This is a genomic window from Pseudomonas sp. ME-P-057, from assembly GCF_030208975.1.
GTDB lineage: Bacteria > Pseudomonadota > Gammaproteobacteria > Pseudomonadales > Pseudomonadaceae > Aquipseudomonas > Aquipseudomonas lutea.
On the sequence record NZ_JARVSX010000033.1, the window covers coordinates 64685 to 83853 of the forward strand.

The 19169-nt window shown below is 61.3% G+C and carries 15 protein-coding genes; 10 read left to right on the plus strand and 5 right to left on the minus strand.

What is annotated here, in order from left to right:
- Positions 1-231 precede the first annotated feature (231 nt).
- On the minus strand, positions 232-948 hold the full coding sequence (locus QRN48_RS16835) for an SIMPL domain-containing protein (protein WP_285351825.1): 717 nt from the start codon (positions 946-948) through the stop codon (positions 232-234).
- A gap of 229 nt (positions 949-1177) precedes the next feature.
- On the opposite strand from QRN48_RS16835, the gene QRN48_RS16840 reads away from it, so the two are divergent.
- From QRN48_RS16840 to garD, 7 genes are all read left to right on the plus strand, one after another.
- On the plus strand, positions 1178-2434 hold the full coding sequence (locus QRN48_RS16840; RefSeq protein WP_037012623.1) for an ATP-binding protein: 1257 nt from the start codon (positions 1178-1180) through the stop codon (positions 2432-2434).
- On the plus strand, positions 2431-2991 hold the full coding sequence (locus tag QRN48_RS16845) for a response regulator transcription factor (RefSeq protein ID WP_037012622.1): 561 nt from the start codon (positions 2431-2433) through the stop codon (positions 2989-2991). The genes QRN48_RS16840 and QRN48_RS16845 overlap by 4 nt, the downstream gene beginning before the upstream one ends.
- Positions 2992-3090: 99 nt before the next feature.
- Positions 3091-4827 (plus strand): ABC transporter ATP-binding protein/permease, encoded by a 1737-nt coding sequence (locus QRN48_RS16850; RefSeq protein WP_191944332.1) that lies wholly within the window; start codon positions 3091-3093, stop codon positions 4825-4827.
- Positions 4828-4934: 107 nt separating this feature from the next.
- On the plus strand, positions 4935-5684 hold the full coding sequence (locus QRN48_RS16855; RefSeq protein ID WP_285351828.1) for a FadR/GntR family transcriptional regulator: 750 nt from the start codon (positions 4935-4937) through the stop codon (positions 5682-5684).
- Positions 5685-6011: 327 nt separating this feature from the next.
- Positions 6012-6923 carry a 5-dehydro-4-deoxyglucarate dehydratase gene (gene kdgD, locus QRN48_RS16860; RefSeq protein ID WP_037012619.1) on the plus strand — a complete coding sequence of 304 codons (912 nt, stop codon included), beginning with the start codon at positions 6012-6014 and terminating at the stop codon, positions 6921-6923.
- Between the two features lie 262 nt (positions 6924-7185).
- On the plus strand, positions 7186-8556 hold the full coding sequence (locus QRN48_RS16865) for an MFS transporter (protein WP_037012617.1): 1371 nt from the start codon (positions 7186-7188) through the stop codon (positions 8554-8556).
- Between the two features lie 12 nt (positions 8557-8568).
- Entirely contained in the window at positions 8569-10122 is a 1554-nt protein-coding gene (gene garD / locus QRN48_RS16870) for a galactarate dehydratase (protein WP_037012616.1), read from the plus strand.
- Between the two features lie 122 nt (positions 10123-10244).
- On the opposite strand, the gene QRN48_RS16875 is transcribed toward garD, so the two are convergent.
- From QRN48_RS16875 to cra, 4 genes are all read right to left on the minus strand, one after another.
- Positions 10245-10625 (minus strand): Rho termination factor N-terminal domain-containing protein, encoded by a 381-nt coding sequence (locus tag QRN48_RS16875; protein WP_037013280.1) that lies wholly within the window; start codon positions 10623-10625, stop codon positions 10245-10247.
- Between the two features lie 107 nt (positions 10626-10732).
- Positions 10733-11176, minus strand: a complete 444-nt coding sequence (locus tag QRN48_RS16880) for a low affinity iron permease family protein (RefSeq protein WP_052075232.1) — start codon at positions 11174-11176, stop codon at positions 10733-10735.
- Positions 11177-11266: 90 nt separating this feature from the next.
- A complete protein-coding gene (locus QRN48_RS16885; protein WP_191944333.1) occupies positions 11267-12046 on the minus strand; it encodes a TatD family hydrolase in 780 nt (259 codons plus the stop codon).
- A gap of 5 nt (positions 12047-12051) precedes the next feature.
- Complete coding sequence (cra, locus tag QRN48_RS16890; protein ID WP_285351830.1) at positions 12052-13047, minus strand: catabolite repressor/activator; 996 nt, start codon at positions 13045-13047, stop codon at positions 12052-12054.
- A gap of 370 nt (positions 13048-13417) precedes the next feature.
- Here cra and ptsP point away from each other — a divergent pair, with 370 nt between their 5' ends.
- From ptsP to QRN48_RS16905, 3 genes are read left to right on the plus strand one after another with little or no spacing between them, the layout of a single operon-like run.
- Positions 13418-16279 carry a phosphoenolpyruvate--protein phosphotransferase gene (ptsP, locus tag QRN48_RS16895; protein ID WP_285351832.1) on the plus strand — a complete coding sequence of 954 codons (2862 nt, stop codon included), beginning with the start codon at positions 13418-13420 and terminating at the stop codon, positions 16277-16279.
- The gene (gene pfkB / locus QRN48_RS16900; RefSeq protein ID WP_285351834.1) at positions 16279-17217 is read left to right on the plus strand and encodes a 1-phosphofructokinase; all 939 of its coding nucleotides are present in this window, start codon (positions 16279-16281) and stop codon (positions 17215-17217) included. The genes ptsP and pfkB overlap by 1 nt, the downstream gene beginning before the upstream one ends.
- A gap of 16 nt (positions 17218-17233) precedes the next feature.
- Entirely contained in the window at positions 17234-18964 is a 1731-nt protein-coding gene (locus QRN48_RS16905) for a PTS fructose-like transporter subunit IIB (RefSeq protein WP_191944337.1), read from the plus strand.
- Positions 18965-19169: the final 205 nt, after the last annotated feature.

Sequence of the window (19169 nt, forward strand, 5' to 3'; positions counted from 1 at the left end):
CCAATGGCTGCGCATCGCCGTGGCCCGCCAAACAGGTGGCCGTCGATGCGCAATGAGAGTGGGTGGTGCGGGGACAATTCTAACGATCTGAAACAATGCGCAAATCGGGCGAATCGCTGGAGGGCGTAGGAGAGAAAGACTGCACTTAGAGGGAAGCGGCCACGCAAGAGCGGAAAAGGAGCCGGTGCAGGATAGGGAAAAGGCGGCAACCCCCGGCTGCCGCCGTGTGCATCAAGGGATGGCGACTTCGATGATGCCGTCTGCGGTAACGGTGACCTGGCTGGTGCCCGCTTCCACGTCAGGCGTCGGCGCTCCGTCAGAGCGCTCAGCCTTCATCATCATCACTGGCGCGCGCAGGTAAGGCTGCGGGTAGCCCGCCGTGTTCAGGTTCATGTTGACCAGCTTGTAACCCGTACCACCCAGCGCGTCGGTGACCAGCTTGGCGCGGGCGCGGAAGGCGTTGACGGCGTCTTTGAGCAGCGTGTCTTCGCTGGCCTTGCGCGCGGGGTTGGAGATCGAGAAGTCCATGCCGCCCATCTTCATGTCCCCGCCCAGAAGGTCGCCGGTCAGTTTGGACAGAGCCGCGAAGTCGGCGCTTTCCAGGCGCAGCTCGGCATGTTCACGCCAGCTGGTGATTTTCTGGCCCTTGTCGTCGTAGACGGGGTAGCTGTTGCGGCTGCCCTGACGGATGTTGATGTCCTTGACCTGACGGGCCTCGCCCAGGGCCTTGTTCAGCGTGTCAGTGATGCCAGCCGCGAGCTTGGCCGGGTCGGTGTTTTGCGATTCGGTGTAGAGCGTGACAGTCATCAGGTCGCGCTGGACCTCCTGACTGACCTCTGCACGCACCGACACCTGATTGTAATGAACGTCGTCTGCCAGAGCAGGGGCGCTGGCCAGCGCGAATGCGCCGAGGGTGAACAGTGTGGCTGTAGGGCGAAGGCTGAGCATAAAAACTCCTTGTTTGGCGAACCGTCCCCAAGTGTGCAGCAAGCCCGGCGGACGGATGCCCATGAGACTGTCGAGGCCGGGGCTTGTTCCGGAGCGCCGTCAACGCGCGCCCCGGCCCGGGTCGCGAAACAGTGGATCGAGTGTGGCGCTTTGACGCACATTGGCAGCATCTGTGGTCGCATTGGTTATACTCGTTCCGATTCGCCTGGAGCGCTCATCAGGAGAGCTCATGCTCGCCCCCTTACAATTGCTGTCTGCCACCCGTCAAAACCTCTGGCGCCTGACGTTCATCCGCATTTTAGTGCTGGGTGCGCAAGCGGGTTCGGTGGGGTTCGCCTATCTGTTCGATTTGCTGCCCTTGCCCTGGCTGCAACTGGACATCACCCTCGGTTTCTCCGCGATCGTCTGTCTGCTGACGGCCATTCGCCTGCGCACTTCGTGGCCGGTCACCGAGCTCGAATACGCCGTGCAGCTGGCATTCGACCTGTTTATCCACAGCGCGCTCCTGTACTTCTCCGGCGGTTCGACCAACCCCTTCGTTTCCTATTACCTGGTGCCGCTGACCATCGCCGCAGTCACATTGCCGTGGCGCTACTCGCTCATTCTCTCGGGTATCGCGCTGGCGCTGTACACCTTGATGCTGGCCAAGTTCTTTCCGCTGGACGCTTTCGTTGCTCGCGAAAACATGCAGATCTACGGCATGTGGCTGAGCTTTGCGCTGGCCGCCGGGGTGATTACCTTTTTCGCCGCACGCATGGCTGAAGAGCTGCGCCGTCAGGAACACATGCGTGCGCTGCGCCGGGAAGAGGGCGCACGCGACCAGCAGTTATTAGCGGTGGCGACTGAAGCCGCCGGCGCCGCTCACGAACTGGGCACGCCGCTGGCAACCATGAGCGTATTGCTGAAGGAAATGCAGCAGGACCATAAGGACCCTGCGTTGCAGGAAGACCTGTCGGTGCTGCAGGATCAGGTCAAGCTGTGCAAAGAGACCTTGCAGCAACTGGTTCGCGCCGCAGAAGCCAATCGTCGGCTCAACGTGGAGGAGCAGACAGTCACGCGCTGGCTTGATCAGGCGCTCAACCGCTGGCACCTCATGCGTCCGGAAGCCACCTACCGCTTTCAACGTCTGGGGCAGGGTGATGTGCCCATGCTTGCGCCGCCGCCCGACCTGACCCAGGCACTGCTGAACCTGCTCAACAATGCGGCCGATGCCTGCGCAGAAGGGCTTGAGGTCAATCTGGACTGGACCGCCACTGAAATCCGCATCAGCATCCGCGATCATGGCGCCGGCGTGCCGTTGGCCATCGCCGAGCAGATCGGTAAACCGTTTTTTACCACCAAGGGCAAAGGTTTCGGCCTCGGCCTGTTTTTGAGTAAGGCCAGCGTGACCCGCGCGGGCGGCTCGGTGAAACTTTACCCTCACGAGGAAGGTGGCACGCTCACCGAGCTGCGCCTTCCCCGTAACGCACGAGGAGATGACGCATGACTGAAGAAATCCAGGTTGAAGGCGAAGAACTGCCGCACCTGCTGCTGGTGGACGACGACGCCACCTTTACCCGCGTGATGGCGCGGGCCATGGCTCGCCGTGGGTTCCGCGTGAGCACTGCCGGTTCTGCCGAAGAAGGCCTGACCCTCGCGCAGCAAGACATTCCTGATTACGCCGCCGTCGATCTGAAGATGGAAGGCGATTCAGGGCTGGTGCTGCTGCCCAAGCTGCTGGAACTCGACCCGGAGATGCGGGTGCTGATCCTCACGGGCTATTCGAGCATTGCCACCGCCGTTGAAGCGATCAAGCGAGGGGCCTGCAATTACCTGTGCAAACCCGCCGACGCCGATGATGTGCTCGCGGCGCTGCTGTCCGAGCATGCCGACCTGGACACGCTGGTGCCGGAAAACCCGATGTCGGTGGACCGCCTGCAGTGGGAGCATATCCAGCGCGTGCTGACCGAGCATGAAGGCAATATCTCCGCCACGGCGCGCGCTCTGGGGATGCATCGACGCACTTTGCAGCGCAAGTTGCAGAAGCGGCCGGTCCGTCGCTAGGCAGGGAGCACTGGTTAAACATTTCTTCATGGAAGATCGTCTGCGGCGTCTGGCACATTGGCGCCGACGTCCTTCACTGCCCGCTGCCGAGCTTTTGCCATGAATTTCGATGTAGATGAGTCCAGGGTCAACGACGCTGTGAACGGGAGTTTCTTCTCCCGGGTCTGGAAGCTGGTGGCGCCTTACTGGCGCAGCGAAGAGAAAGGCATGGCCTGGGTGCTGCTGATCGCCGTGATCGTGCTGTCGCTGTTCAGCGTGTTTATTTCTGTGCTGGTCAACAGCTGGTATCGCGATTTCTATAACGCCCTGCAGAACAAGGATCTGGGCGCCTTTACGCATCTGATCCTGTATTTCTGCGGTATTGCCGCTATCGCCATCCTTGGCGCTGTGTACCGGCTTTACCTCACTCAGATGCTGACCATTCGCTGGCGTCGCTGGCTGACCGAACAGCATTTCGCCAAGTGGCTCGCGCACAAAAATTACTACCGGCTGGAGCAGGGCGGTTACACCGACAACCCGGACCAGCGCCTGTCCGAAGACCTTAATAATTTCACGTCCGACACCTTGAGTCTGAGCCTCGGACTGCTCCGTACCGTGGTCAGTCTGGTGTCATTTTCAGTGATCCTGTGGGGCGTGTCCGGCAGCATCGAGCTGTTTGGCATCACCGTTCCCGGCTACATGTTCTGGGCCGCGCTGATCTACGCCGCCGTCGGCAGCCTGCTGACTCACTTGATCGGCAAACGCCTCATCCTGCTGAGTAATCAGCAACAGCGCTACGAAGCTGATATGCGTTTCTCGCTGGTGCGTGTACGCGAGAATGCCGAAAGCATCGCCCTGTCGGACGGCGAGGCCAACGAAAATCAGCGCCTGAGTGCGCGCTTCGGCATGGTCTGGAGCAACTTCTGGACAATCATGAAGGTGCAGAAGCGCCTGACGTTCTTTACCGCAGGCTATTCGCAAATCGCAATTGTGTTTGCCTTCGTGGTAGCTGCACCACGTTACTTCGCCGGCAAAATCGAATTGGGCGAGCTGATGCAGATCAACTCGGCGTTCGGCAACGTGCAGGAAAATTTCAGCTGGTTCATCGACGCGTATACCCAGCTGGCCTCGTGGCGCGCTACCTGTGATCGTCTGCTCAGCTTCCGTCAGGCCATGGATGAAAACGAAGCGCGTGTGCCATCGATCAAGGTCAGCCACGACAGTAACGCTCTGCAAATCGATGGGCTGGCGCTGTCTCTGGTCGGCGGTCGCCAGCTTCTCGCCAATGCCCACATCAATATTGCTGCGGGCGAGCGCGTCATGCTCAGCGGCCGCTCCGGCAGTGGCAAAAGTACGCTGCTGCGCGCCATGGGTGGGCTGTGGAATGAAGGCCACGGAGCGGTCAGACTGCCGGCCAAACGTGCGTTCTTCCTGCCGCAAAAACCGTATTTGCCCATTGGCACATTGCGCGAGGCATTGAGCTATCCACAGGCGCCCGAGGTCTATCCTGCCGAGCGTTTTGCGCAAGTCCTGGAAACCTGTCGCCTGGGCCATCTGGTCGCGCGGCTGGACGAAAGCGAACATTGGCAGCGCATGCTGTCGCCGGGTGAGCAACAGCGCGTCGCATTTGCCCGGGCATTGCTGTTCGCTCCGGATTGGCTTTACCTGGATGAAGCCACATCCGCGATGGACGAAGAGGATGAGGCCGCGCTGTATCAGGCGTTGCTGGACGAGCTGCCGGGCGTGACCCTGCTCAGCATCGGCCATCGCAGCAGCCTCAAGCGATTCCATCGTCGGCATGTGCGCATCGAAGCCGGGCAACTGCACGAGCAGCCGCTCACCGAAACGGCGCTTTGAGCGTAAAGTGCGGTAAATCCCTACAGTCTTGCCGGGTTTGCGGTGTGATCGCGCAACCCGGTAGGCTATTATCAGCGTTTCAGCGTATTTAGAGATGCCAGTTGGATATGGAAAATCAGAGTGCTCCGCCTCGCGCACGCAGAAAGCACCGCAGTCTCGCGCAGGAACTGGTGACTGAACTCTCCGAGCGGATCCGCAATGGCGGGCTGAAGCGCGGGGACAAGTTGCCTACCGAGTCTGCAATCATGGAAGAGCAGGGCGTCAGCCGCACGGTTGTTCGCGAAGCCATCTCTCGCCTGCAGGCCTCCGGGCTCGTCGAAACCCGTCACGGCATCGGCACCTTCGTGCTCGACACGCCAAGCCCGAGCGGCTTTCGTATCGATCCGGCCACCATCGTCACCCTGCGTGACGTGCTGGCGATTCTTGAGCTGCGTATCAGCCTGGAAGTGGAATCTGCCGGCCTGGCGGCTCAACGCCGGTCCGCCGAACAACTGGCCGATATGCGCGCCGCGCTGGATGCACTCAGCGAAAGCGCAGCGCACGCCAGCGACGCAGTAGGCGCTGACTTCCAGTTCCACATGGCCATCGCACTGTCGACGGGCAACCGCTACTTCACCGACATCATGAATCACCTGGGCACCAGCATTATTCCCCGCACGCGCCTGAATTCCGCGCGGCTGGCTCACGATGACAACCAGCATTACATGAGCCGACTGAGCCGCGAGCACGAGGAAATCTACGACGCCATCGCGCGCCAGGATTCCGATGCCGCCCGCGCCGCCATGCGCCTGCACCTGACCAACAGCCGCGAACGCCTGCGCCATGCCCATGAAGAGGCGGAGTCGCAACGGGCTTGAGCTGATTCATCGAAAGGGCAGGCGACGCCGATCCACTGTAGGCGCGCGCTTGCCCGCGAAGGCGGTGGGTCATCTTGCGCAGCGGCGCCTGGAGAAACGCTTTCGCGGGCAAGCGCGCTCCTACAAAGAGCCCTGCAACAGCACCAACCTTTCCTATCCCACCTTCTCCACATCCCGCCTTACCTGAAAATCACCACTGATCCGCACTCGTCATAAATATTTCAAAACGCTATTGAGTGATCACCTTGCCAGTTGTACGATGACTTACGACATCAGCGCAGGACTGGTGCTTCATCCACAAAAATAGCTCCCCAGGGTGTTCGAATAATGAATCCACAAGAACTGAAGTCCATCCTCTCTCACGGTCTGCTTTCCTTCCCGGTTACCGATTTCAATGCCCAAGGCGACTTCCACCGCGCTGGCTACATCAAGCGTCTGGAATGGTTGGCCCCTTACGGTGCGTCCGCATTGTTCGCAGCGGGCGGTACAGGTGAGTTCTTCTCCCTGACCGGCGACGAATACTCCGAAATCATCAAGACTGCCGTCGACACTTGCGAAACCAGCGTGCCTATTCTGGCTGGCGTCGGTGGCCCGACCCGCCAAGCGATCCAGATGGCTCAAGAAGCCGAACGTCTGGGCGCCAAAGGCCTGCTGCTGCTGCCGCACTACCTGACAGAAGCCAGCCAGGACGGTGTTGCCGCCCACGTTGAAGCGGTCTGCAAATCGGTCAAGATCGGCGTCGTCGTCTACAACCGTAACGTCTGCCGCCTGACACCTACGCTGCTGGAGCAACTGGCCGAGCGTTGCCCTAACCTGATCGGCTACAAAGACGGCCTGGGTGATATCGAACTGATGGTTTCGATCCGCCGTCGTCTGGGTGACCGCTTCTCGTACCTGGGTGGCCTGCCCACCGCAGAAGTCTACGCCGCTGCCTATAAGGCGCTCGGCGTGCCGGTCTACTCCTCCGCGGTGTTCAACTTCCTGCCGAAAATGGCCATGGATTTCTACCATGCGATTGCCAAGGATGACCACGAAACCGTTGGCAAGCTGATCGACGATTTCTTCCTGCCTTACCTGGACATCCGTAACCGCAAACACGGCTATGCCGTGAGCATCGTCAAGGCTGGCGCCAAGCTCGCCGGTTACGACGCAGGTCCGGTCCGCGCTCCGCTGACCGACCTGACGTCGGACGAAGTCGACATGCTGGCTGCACTGATGGACAAGCAGGGCAAGCAGTAACTGCCCGGCTCCCCAAAACCGCTGAGCGATCAGCGGTTTTTTGCCCTCGGGGCTTCGGTTACCGGCAAGCCGGTTCAACCTCCTTATCAGGATTCTGCATTTCGTGCCGGCAAGGCTGCTGGCGTTCGAGGTCCCCAGGCATTGCCTGAAGGTTCTCGTTCATAGCGCTTCACATCGCGTCTGGTTTTTAGGGGCAGAGGCGAGCAGCACACACATAAGATCGTTTACCCGCGCAAAAAAATAATTAGTGGGAGTTTCGAACATGCAAAAAACCAAGCCGACTCACGTCCGCTATTTGATCTTGCTCATGCTGTTTCTGGTGACCACGATCAACTACGCCGACCGTGCAACCATCGCTATCGCAGGCTCCAGCCTGCAGAAAAGTCTCGGCATTGACGCCGTCACCCTCGGTTTTATCTTCTCTGCGTTTGGCTGGGCCTACGTTGCCGGTCAGATCCCCGGCGGCTGGCTGCTGGACCGTTACGGTTCCAAGAAAGTCTACGCATTGAGCATTTTCACCTGGTCTCTGTTCACCGTGCTGCAAGGCTACGTCGGTGAATTCGGCCTCTCGACCGCGATCTTTCTGCTATTTGCGCTGCGCTTCATGGTGGGTCTTGCTGAAGCTCCCTCATTCCCTGGCAACGCCCGCATCGTCGCGGCCTGGTTCCCGACCTCCGAACGCGGCACGGCTTCGGCGATCTTCAACTCGGCGCAATACTTCGCCACCGTGTTGTTCGCGCCGATCATGGGCTGGATCGTCTACACCTTCGGCTGGCAGCACGTGTTCATCGTGATGGGCAGCATCGGCATCCTGTTCTCGCTGATCTGGCTGAAAGTGATCCACAGCCCGCGTAACCACCCGAAAATCAACAAGGAAGAATTCGATCACATCGCCAATAATGGCGGCATGGTCGACATGGACCAGGACAAAGGCAAAGGCTCGGCAAGCGGCCCGAAATGGGATTACGTGCGTCAGCTGCTGACCAACCGCATGATGCTCGGCATCTACCTGGCTCAGTACTGCATCAACGGCATCACCTACTTCTTCCTGACCTGGTTCCCGGTGTACCTGGTTCAAGAACGTGGCATGACCATTCTCAAGGCGGGGTTCATCGCTTCGCTGCCAGCGATCTGCGGGTTCATCGGCGGCGTCCTGGGCGGGATCATCTCCGACTACCTGCTGCGCAAAGGCCACTCGCTGACCTTCGCTCGCAAGGCGCCGATCATTGGCGGTCTGCTGCTGTCGACTTCGATCGTGACCTGCAACTACGTGGACATCGAATGGGTCGTCGTGGGCTTCATGGCACTGGCCTTCTTCGGCAAAGGCGTGGGCGCACTGGGCTGGGCGGTCATGTCCGACGCATCGCCGAAACAAATCGCCGGTTTGAGCGGCGGTCTGTTTAACATGTTCGGTAACATCGCATCGATCACCACCCCGATTGTCATCGGCTACATCATCAGCACCACCGGCTCGTTCAAATGGGCTCTGGTGTTCGTCGGCGCCAACGCGCTGGTGGCGGTGATCAGCTACATCTTCATCGTCGGTGAAATCAAACGTGTAGAACTCAAGGACACCCCAACGAAGGGTGCCCAACCGGCCAGTGAAGCCGAACTTTCTCAAGCGAAAATCTGAGGAAAAACCGTGATGAACTTGATCCAGCATGCCGACTCGCCACGTTACATTCGCTTGCATGCGCTTGATAACGTTGTCGTCGTGGTCAATGACCAGGGCGTTCCGGCGGGGACTGAATTCGATAACGGTCTGGTGACCGTCGACAATGTGCCGCAGAGCCACAAGGTAAATACCGTGGACATCGCCGAAGGGGAGCCGATCATTCGTTACGGCCACACCATCGGCTATGCCTTGCAGCCGATACCGAAGGGCAGTTGGGTCAGGGAGGATCAGCTGCGCATGCCATCTGCGCCAGCGCTGGACAGCTTGCCGATGTCCGATGCCGTGCCGGCCAGGGGCGAGCCGCTGGAAGGCTTCACCTTCGAGGGTTATCGCAACGCCGACGGCACCGTCGGCACGCGCAATATCCTCGGCATCACCACCACGGTGCAGTGCGTGACCGGGGTGCTGGACTTCGCCGTCAAGCGCATCCGCGAGGAGCTGCTGCCCAAATACCCCAACGTCGACGACGTGGTGGCGCTGACCCACAGCTATGGCTGCGGCGTCGCCATCACTGCGAAAGACGCGTACATCCCCATTCGCACCGTGCGCAATCTGGCACGCAACCCGAACCTGGGCGGCGAAGCGCTGGTGATCAGCCTAGGCTGCGAAAAGCTGCAGGCCGATCAGGTCATGCACACCGACGATGCGTCGGTAGACCTGAGCGAGCCCTGGCTGTACCGCCTGCAGGACTCCAAGCACGGCTTCAACGAAATGATCGAGCAGATCATGGAGCTGGCCGAAACACGCCTGAAGAAACTGGATCAGCGTCGGCGCGAAACCGTGCCGGCGTCCGAGTTGATTCTGGGCATGCAATGCGGTGGCAGCGATGCGTTTTCCGGCATCACCGCCAACCCGGCGCTGGGTTTCGCTTCGGATTTGCTGTTGCGTGCGGGCGCGACCGTGATGTTTTCGGAAGTAACCGAAGTGCGCGACGCGATCTACCTGCTGACGTCGCGCGCGGAGAACATGGAAGTGGCCGAAGGCCTGGTCCGTGAAATGGACTGGTACGACCGTTATCTGGCCAAAGGTGAAGCGGACCGCAGCGCCAACACCACGCCGGGCAACAAGAAGGGCGGCTTGTCGAACATCGTCGAGAAGTCACTGGGGTCCATCGTCAAGTCCGGCAGCAGCGCCATTAACGGGGTGCTTGGCCCTGGCGAGCGGGTCTCACGCAAAGGCCTGATCTTCTGCGCCACGCCGGCGAGCGATTTTGTTTGCGGCACGCTGCAACTGGCGGCAGGCATGAACTTGCATGTATTCACCACGGGGCGTGGTACGCCCTATGGCCTGGCGATGTCACCGGTGGTGAAGGTGTCGACCCGGACCGAGCTGGCGCAGCGCTGGCCCGATCTGATCGACGTTGACGCAGGGCGCATTGCAACCGGCCGTGCCAGCATCGAAGATCTGGGGTGGGAACTGTTCCACTTCTACCTCGATGTCGCCAGCGGGAAGAAGACGACCTGGACCGAGAAGTACCGTCTGCACAACGACATTACATTGTTCAACCCGGCACCTATTACTTGAGTCAGATCGTGCGATCCTGGCTGTAAGCCCCTGCTTGCAGCCAGCGCGGCGAGCCGGCCCCAAACGGGGCTGACTTGCCGCTGTTCTGCTCAACTACTTTTTTGCTCAACCACTTCCTGACGTCATTGGGCCTTGCCAATGGCCTCAACCAGTTGTGGCTTGCTCATGGTCGAGCGTCCCGAAATATCCAGCTCTCGGGCCCGTTTAAGCAGGTCCGCTTTGGTGCGATCAGCCAATGCACCGTTGCCGTTCTGAGGGGCACCTTCCCGGGCGGCCGCTGCCCGTTTTGCCGAGTCTTTGCGATCATGCGCTTTGGCACCGGCGGGTTTTTTGGTGCCTGAACCGCCTTTCTTTTCACCACCACCGGATTGTTTATTCACAGTCGCCCAGGCGCGAGCTTCGGCTTCATCCTTCGACACGCCTTTTGACTCGTAGCTGTCCTCGATCTTGGCTGCCTTGCGCTTCTGTTTGTCGGTGTACTTGTCTTTGTTATCAGTCGGCATTTTCATACTCCCGTCCAGAGTGAAGATGTGCACGCTGCATTGCTTTAACGCTGTGCCGTTCAACTGTTTAGGAAGGGTATTTGCCGCATTTGTTCATCCCGAATTGATCAGCGGCCTGCAGTCTGCGGCTGAGTCTGTTGCTCATTGAGTACGGCATCCGGGTCTTCTACCGGCTCTGGAAACGCTTCGGTGTGGTCAAACTCGATGCCTTCGCCCATCGCCTTGTATTTCTTGCGCAGGGCGTGCAGTTCCTTCTGATCGAGGTTATCCAGGCTCAGCACAGCGTTCTGTGCGTCTTTGGTCACCCGCAGCAATTCGTCGATCTTGATGTGCAACTCATCGGTATCGCGGTTTTGAGTGTTCTGGATCAGGAAAACCATCAGGAACGTGATGATCGTCGTGGACGTATTGATGATCAGCTGCCACGTGTCGTTGTAGTGAAACAACGGCCCGGTGGCGGCCCAGACGCAGATAAGTGCAATCGCAACGAGGAAGGTTCGTGGGCTGCCGGACCACTGCGACAAGGCCTGCGCGAACTTCGAGAATTTCATTTACGGTTTCCTTGGTTAGTCAGAGAGATAACCAAGGGACCGCGTTGCTTCGCTGGAATTTCTTCGCGGAACATGAAATTGGCGACAGCTTCAGCCCCAGCCGAAGACCTCGCAAGCGTTGGCGCTGCTGGCGGCCGCCAGTGTGTCCGGGGCGATGTTCATGAGTTGAGCGATGGCGGCGCAAATGGCCGGCAAGTGCTCGGGGCTGTTGCGTAGCCCAGCGAACATTGCCGGTGCCATGTCCGGCGAGTCGGTTTCCAGCACCACGCTGTCCAGCGGCAGTTCGGCGATGACCCGGTGCATGCGCAGCGCCTGCGGCCACGTTGCGGCGCCGCCCAGCCCCAGCTTGAAACCCAGCTTCATGTACTCGCGCGCTTCTTCACGGCTGCCGGCGAATGCATGGACGACACCCTTGCGCGCCAGCCTGAAGCGCTTGAGGGCGGCGATCGTGTCAGCATGGCTGCGGCGCACGTGGAGTAGGGCAGGCAGGTTGAAGTCTGCAGCCAGTTGTAACTGCTGCTCCAACAGCGCCAGTTGGCGGGGGCGGTCCGGCGATTCGATGTAGTAATCGAGACCGACCTCGCCCACGGCGCACAGCTTGGGATGCCCGGCCAGGCGGGTCAGCCAGTCGCGCAGCTCCTGAACGTGCTCGGGCTGATGCTCTTCGAGGAACACCGGATGCAAGCCAAGGGCGGCGTAAACCGAGGGTTGGCTGAGCGCCAGGTCCCAAACGCGTTGCAGGTTGCGCTGATACACGCCCAACACCACCACGCGCTCGACACCCAGCTGCTGGCAGCTGGCAAGCACGGCATCACGGTCGGCGTCGAAGTCGTCGAAATCGAGGTGCGTGTGCGTGTCGATCAGTCGCATAGGGCTCAGGCCTCGTGAATGCGCTGCTTGAATGTCCGCACGATGGCATGTACGCCCGGCTCGTAGTGATCCTGCTCGACGGCCGACAGCGCCAGGGCAAGGGCTTTTTCGGCGATCAGATGATGCTGCTGGGCCATCGCGTTGACGGGCAGCGGCAGGAAATCCAGCAGTTGGGTGTCGCCGAAGGTGCCCAGATGAAGCTGATCCGGGTTCAGCCGACGCTGGTGCAGCAAATCGAACACGCCTTGCAGCAAGACGTAAGACGTTGTGATCAGTGCGTCGGGGAAATACCCCAGACGGTCGAACATCTCGCTGGCCAGTTGCAACCCGCAGTCACGGCTGAATGCGTCGCCGTGCTCAATGATGACCGAACCTTCGAAGCCCTCCAGCGCATCTTTGAAGCCACCGGCCCGAGCCTGACTCACGCTCAGCTCCGGGCGCGCGCCGATCAGGGCAATGTGCCTGGGCTTGATCTCCAGCAGGCTGCGGGTCAGTTGCTGGCTGGCGTCGTGGTCATCGCTGACCACCGAACAGAAATGCACCGGGTCCATTTCCCGGTCAATCGCAATAATCGGAACCCCTTGCTGCTGCAGCGCACGGTAACTGTCGTCGCTGGCGGGCAAACAGCTCGCGACGAACAATGCATCGCAGCGTCGCGCTCGGAACAGCTGCAACAGCTGCAACTCGCTGATGGGATCGTCGTCTGAACTGGCAATCAGAAGTTGGTAGCCACGAGCGCGAGCGCCCTGTTCCAGTTGTTTGGCAATGCGCGCGTAACTCGGGTTTTCGAGATCGGGCAGGATGAAGCCCAAGGTCCGGGTGTGCCGGCTGCGCAGGCCGGCCGCCTGAGGGTTGGGCCGAAAGCCATGTTCCTCAACCACCGCGCGCACGCGCTCCACCGTTGCACTGCTGATACGTTGCTGTTCGGCCTTTCCGTTGATCACGTAACTGGCCGTGGTCACAGAAACACCGGCCAGACGCGCAATATCACTGAGTTTCAAGCCGGGCATCCTTTTCGTGATGAATAGCAAAAGTGGCAGCTGACCTACCGTGGCAGGGATTTTCACCGATTAACAGCCATCATGACAGCAGACCGTCTCGTTGTAGGAAGGATATGAGGCACTAGAGACGTTTCCTACATGATTCGACCGGATGAGCTTCAAACCGCCGGTATTATCGAGTAACGTGCGCGACACCTTAGGTTAAACGATTCAGCAGGCGTGTTTATTGCCTTGTGCCCGACGAGAACCGTCTCGAAGCGCGCATGAAGATGGGGCGTTGTCTTCATCGTCCGTCACTGAAAGTCATCGGCCGTAGGGCCGGTCCTACAACAAGAATCAGGCGCGACCCCGCGCAGCACAGGAGAAAGCAATGCTCGAGCTGACCATAGAGCAAATATCCATGGAACAGTCGGCGGTGAACAAGCCCGCGGCGTTGCAGCTTCTGGCCGACCTGTTGGTCGCCGACGGACTGGTCGCCCCTGGCTACCTTGAAGGTCTGCAGGCGCGCGAGCAACAGGGTTCGACCTTCCTGGGCCAGGGCATCGCCATCCCCCACGGTACCCCGCAAACCCGCGATCAAGTATTTGCCACGGGCGTGCGCCTGATGCAATTCCCTGAGGGTGTGGACTGGGGCGACGGGCAGATGGTCTACCTGGCGATCGGCATTGCAGCCAAGTCCGACGAGCATTTGCGCCTGTTGCAACTGCTGACCCGCGCGCTCGGTGAGAACGACCTGGGTGAGGCGCTGCGTCAAGCGAAGGACCCGGAATCGCTGCTTCAGTTGCTCCAGGGCGCGCCGCAAGAGCTGGCCCTCGACGCGCAAATGATCAGCCTGGGCGTGATGGTCGATGATTTTGAAGAGCTGGTCTGGCGCGGTGCCCGCCTGTTGCGCAAGGCCGAATGCGTGAACAACGGTTTTGCCGCCGTGCTGCAGCAGGTTGAGCCTTTGCCGTTGGGCGAAGGCCTGTGGTGGCTGCACAGTGAGCAAATGGTCAACAAACCCGGCCTGGCGTTTGTCACGCCGGATAAACCGATGCGTCATCTGGGCCAGGCGCTGACCGGGTTGTTCTGCCTGGCCAGCCTGGGCGAGTCGCATCAGGCCTTGCTTGAACGTCTGTGTGCGCTGCTGATCGAGGGGCGCGGCCATGAGTTGGGCCAGGCTAAGAGCAGTCGCGCGGTACTTCAGGCATTGGGCGGTGACGTGCCGCCGGACTGGCCGAGCGAACGCGTGACCTTGGCCAACGCCCATGGCTTGCACGCGCGGCCGGCGAAAATCCTGGCGCAGCTGGCCAAAGGATTTGAGGGCGATGTGCGCGTGCGCATTGTCGATGGCACAGATAACCCCGTCTCTGCCAAAAGCCTGAGCAAGCTTTTGAGCCTCGGCGTGCAGCGCGGGCAGTCCCTGGAATTCATCGCCGAGCCGACCGTTGCCGCCCAGGCGCTGCCGGCGCTGGTGGCGGCGGTACTCGACGGGCTGGGCGAAGAGATCGAAGCGCTGCCGGCCCACTCCGAGCCTGCCGCAGACAAGGCCGTGGCGCAAAAGACCCTCAGCGCACCCGCAGCCGGTTCGCAGCGTCAGGCTGTGCCTGCCTCGCCCGGCATTGCCTTCGGTCCGGCTCATGTCCACGTGCTGCCGGTGCTTGATTATCCGTTGCAGGGCGAGTCCCAGGGCGTCGAACACGAACGCCTGCACAGCGCGCTGGCTCAGGTGCGTATCGACATCGAGCAGTTGATCGCGCGCAGTTCGGCCAAGGCCATTCGCGAGATATTTGTCACCCACCACGAAATGCTCGCCGACCCAGAACTGGTCGACGAAGTCGCGCAGCGCCTGAAACAGGGCGAAAGCGCCGCCGCAGCGTGGATGAATGTGATCGAGGCCGCAGCACGGCAGCAGGAACAACTCAAGGATGCGCTGCTCGCTGAACGCGCAGCGGATCTGCGTGACGTAGGCCGCCGGGTGTTGGCGCAAATCTGCGGCGTCGAGGACCTGGTCGAACCGGACGAACCTTACATCCTGGTGATGGACGAAGTAGGCCCCTCAGACGTCGCGCGTCTGGACCCTGCGCGCGTTGCCGGGATTCTGACCGCCCGGGGCGGCGCCACGGCGCACAGTGCCATCGTTGCCCGCGCGCTGGGCATTCCGGCGCTGGTGGGCGCGGGGGATGATGTACTGCTGATCACATCCGGCACGCAGTTACTGATTGACGGGCAACGCGGCCGTCTCGACGTCGCCCCGGACGAGGCCACCCTCAAGCGTGCGGTGCAGGACCGTGACACCCGCGAGCAACGGCTCAAGGCGGCGGCTGCATTGCGTATGGAACCGGCCATCACCCAGGACGGCCATGCCGTTGAAGTGTTTGCCAACATTGGTGACAGCGCCGGTACGCCGGCAGCGGTGGAGCAGGGCGCCGAAGGGATTGGCCTGCTCCGTACCGAATTGCTGTTCATGGCGCACAGCTCCGCGCCGGACGAAGCCACCCAGGAAGCCGAGTACCGCCGCGTGCTTGACGACCTCGACGGTCGTCCGCTGGTGGTCCGCACCCTCGACGTGGGCGGCGACAAACCGCTGCCTTACTGGCCTATCGACAAAGAAGAAAACCCGTTTCTCGGCGTGCGCGGCATCCGCCTGACCCTGCAGCGCCCGGACATCATGGAAAGCCAGCTGCGGGCGTTGTTGCGGGCGGCGGACAATCGGCCGTTGCGGATCATGTTCCCCATGGTCGGCACCGTTGAAGAGTGGCGTCAGGCGCGCGAGATGACCGAGCGGCTGCGCTTGGAAATCCCCGTTGCCGACCTGCAACTGGGGATCATGATCGAGGTGCCGTCGGCTGCCCTGCTGGCCCCGGTGCTGGCCAAAGAAGTCGACTTCTTCAGCGTCGGCACCAACGACTTGACCCAGTACACGATGGCCATCGATCGCGGTCACCCGACCCTGTCGGCGCAGGCCGATGGCTTGCACCCGGCGGTATTGCAACTGATCGACATCACCGTGCGCGCAGCCCATGCCCATGGCAAATGGGTGGGCGTGTGCGGCGAACTCGCCGCCGACCCGCTGGCGGTGCCGGTACTGGTTGGCCTGGGGGTGGATGAATTAAGTGTCTCGGCGCGCAGCATTGGTGAAGTCAAAGCCTGCGTCCGTGAATTGAATCTGATCGAAGCCCGAAAACTCGCGCAAACGGCTCTGGCCGCTGGCAGCGCAGCGGACGTGCGTGCCCTGGTGGAGGGGCTGTAATGGCGAAAATTCTTACATTGACGATGAATCCGGCGCTGGACCTGACCGTGCAGCTCGGTCCGTTGCACGTCGGCCAGGTCAACCGCAGCGACGCCATGCTCAGCCACGCGGCGGGCAAGGGCATCAACGTCGCCCAAGTGTTGGCTGACTTGGGTCACGAGCTGACGGTCGCCGGTTTTCTCGGGGTGGATAACCAGCAACCGTTTGAAAGCCTGTTCGCCAAACGCGGTTTCATCGACGAGTTCGTGCGGGTGCCGGGCGAGACGCGCAGTAACATCAAACTGGCTGAAAGCAGCGGGCGCATCACCGACCTCAATGGCCCGGGGCCTGAGGTCAGCGTGCAGGCGCAACAGGCGCTGGCGACTCGCGTGGAGCAGATCGCGGCCGGGTTCGACGCCGTGGTCGTGGCGGGCAGCTTGCCACGGGGCGTCAGCGCGCAGTGGCTAAAAACGCTGTTGCTGCGGCTCAACGCGATGGGGCTGAAAGTGGCCCTGGACACCAGCGGCGAAGCCTTGCGCGTTGGCCTGGAGGCATCGCCGTGGATAATCAAACCCAACACCGAGGAACTGGCTGATGCCCTCGATGCGCCCATCATCTCCATCGACGCACAAGCGCAGGCTGCGGCTGAACTGCGTCAGCGCGGCATCGAGCATGTGGTGATTTCCCAAGGCTCGGAAGGCGTTCACTGGTTCAGCGCCGACGCGGCGTTGCAGGCGCTGCCACCCAAAGTCACCGTCGCCAGCACCGTCGGCGCGGGGGATTCGCTGTTGGCCGGCATGGTCCACGGCTTGCTCTGCGGGCACAAGGCCGAGCAGACCTTGCGCACGGCCACCGCCATCGCGGCCATGGCCGTTACCCAGATCGGTTTCGGCATCAATGACCCGGCGCAATTGAAGCATTTGGAAAGCGGCGTCAGCGTCCGCGTCCTGACGGCATGACAAGAGAGGAAGTGTGATGAAGTTAGCCATCGTTACGGCGTGTCCGAACGGCAAAATCAGCAGCGTCCTCAGTGCCCGTCTGCTGGATGCAGCGGCGCAGCGTCAGGGCTGGAGCACTTGCGTAGAGATCCACGATCCGCGTCATCCGGAAAAGCAGTTGTCTGCGGCCGATATTGCAGCGGCCGACTGGGTGCTGGTCGTCAATACCGGTGCGCTGGACCTGACGCGTTTCTCCGGCAAGCGGCTGTATCAAGCCACGCCCGCGCGAGCATTGCAGGACGCAGACGAATTTTTGCGGTCTGCGGCAGAGCTTGCCACCGAGCACACCGCAAGCAGCGCGCCCGCGGTTACAGCCTCCGCACAACCGCGACTGGTGGCGGTCACGGCCTGTCCGACCGGCGTCGCGCATACGTTCATGGCCGCAGAAGCCATTCAGCAGGCGGCGAAGAAGCTCGGCTACGACTTGCAGGTCGAAACCCAGGGCTCGGTAGGCGCGCGTAACCCGCTCAGCGCCCAAGCCATTGCCGACGCTGATGTGGTGCTGCTGGCGGCGGACATCGAAGTCGCCACTGAGCGTTTCGCCGGCAAGCGCATCTATCGCTGCGGCACCGGCGTTGCGCTCAAGCAGGCCGAGGCCACGTTGAAAAAAGCGTTGGCCGAGGCTGAGGTGGAGTCCGCCGCGTCAGCTGCGAAAGGCGCGTCCAAAAAAGAGAAGACCGGCGTCTACAAACACCTGCTCACCGGGGTGTCCTTCATGCTGCCGATGGTGGTGGCGGGCGGTCTGCTCATTGCTCTGTCGTTCGTGTTCGGGATTCACGCGGCGGAGGAGCCGGGTACGCTGGCGGCAGCGTTGAAACAGATTGGCGCGGGCGCGGCGTTCCAGCTGATGGTGCCGTTGCTGGCGGGCTACATCGCTTATTCCATTGCAGACCGGCCGGGGCTGGCGCCAGGTATGATCGGCGGCTTGCTGGCCAGCACCCTGGGAGCGGGGTTCATTGGCGGGATCATCGCTGGCTTCCTTGCGGGGTACAGCGCGTGGGCGGTCAATCGCTACGCAAAGCTGCCGGCGAGCGTCGAGGCGTTGAAGCCGATTCTGATCATCCCTTTGCTGGCGAGTCTGTTCACCGGTCTGGTGATGATCTACGTGGTGGGCAAGCCGGTCGCTGGCATGCTCGAAGGCCTCACGCATTTCCTCGACACCATGGGCACCGCCAACGCAGTGCTGCTCGGCGTGCTGCTGGGCGCAATGATGTGCGTGGACCTGGGTGGCCCGATCAACAAGGCCTCGTATGCGTTTTCGGTGGGGCTGCTGGCTTCCAGCAGCGGCGCACCGATGGCAGCGACGATGGCCGCTGGCATGGTACCGCCGATCGGCATGGGCATCGCCGCGTTGATCGCCCGCCGCAAATTCGCTCAGAGCGAACGTGAAGCAGGCAAGGCGGCGCTGGTGCTGGGGTTGTGTTTCATTTCGGAAGGGGCGATCCCGTTTGCCGCCAAAGACCCGCTCCGGGTGATTCCGGCGAGCATTGCCGGTGGCGCGCTGACCGGTGCGCTGTCGATGTTCTTCGGCTGCAAACTGATGGCGCCCCACGGCGGTCTTTTCGTGCTGCTCATTCCTAACGCGATCAATCACGCGCTGCTGTATCTGCTGGCGATCGTCGCGGGCAGCGTCGTGACCGGTGTGCTCTATGCGCTGCTCAAACGCCCTGAAACGGCCGAACTGGACGCAGTGCCCGCCGGCGCGTAACCGCTGGCGTTTCCCCAGCTATAACCGGTTCCACGGGATGCACGCGATGCTTTTAGTGGGACCGGCTTTAGCCGGGAAGAGGCCGGTGTGCCCGCAATCAGAACCTTGGTGTGACTACCGACGCCTTCCCGGCTAAAGCCGGTCCCACCAGGTGAACGAGTTGTGTCAGTGATTTCCTCATCACCGGGTGCTGCGATCCGCTGTC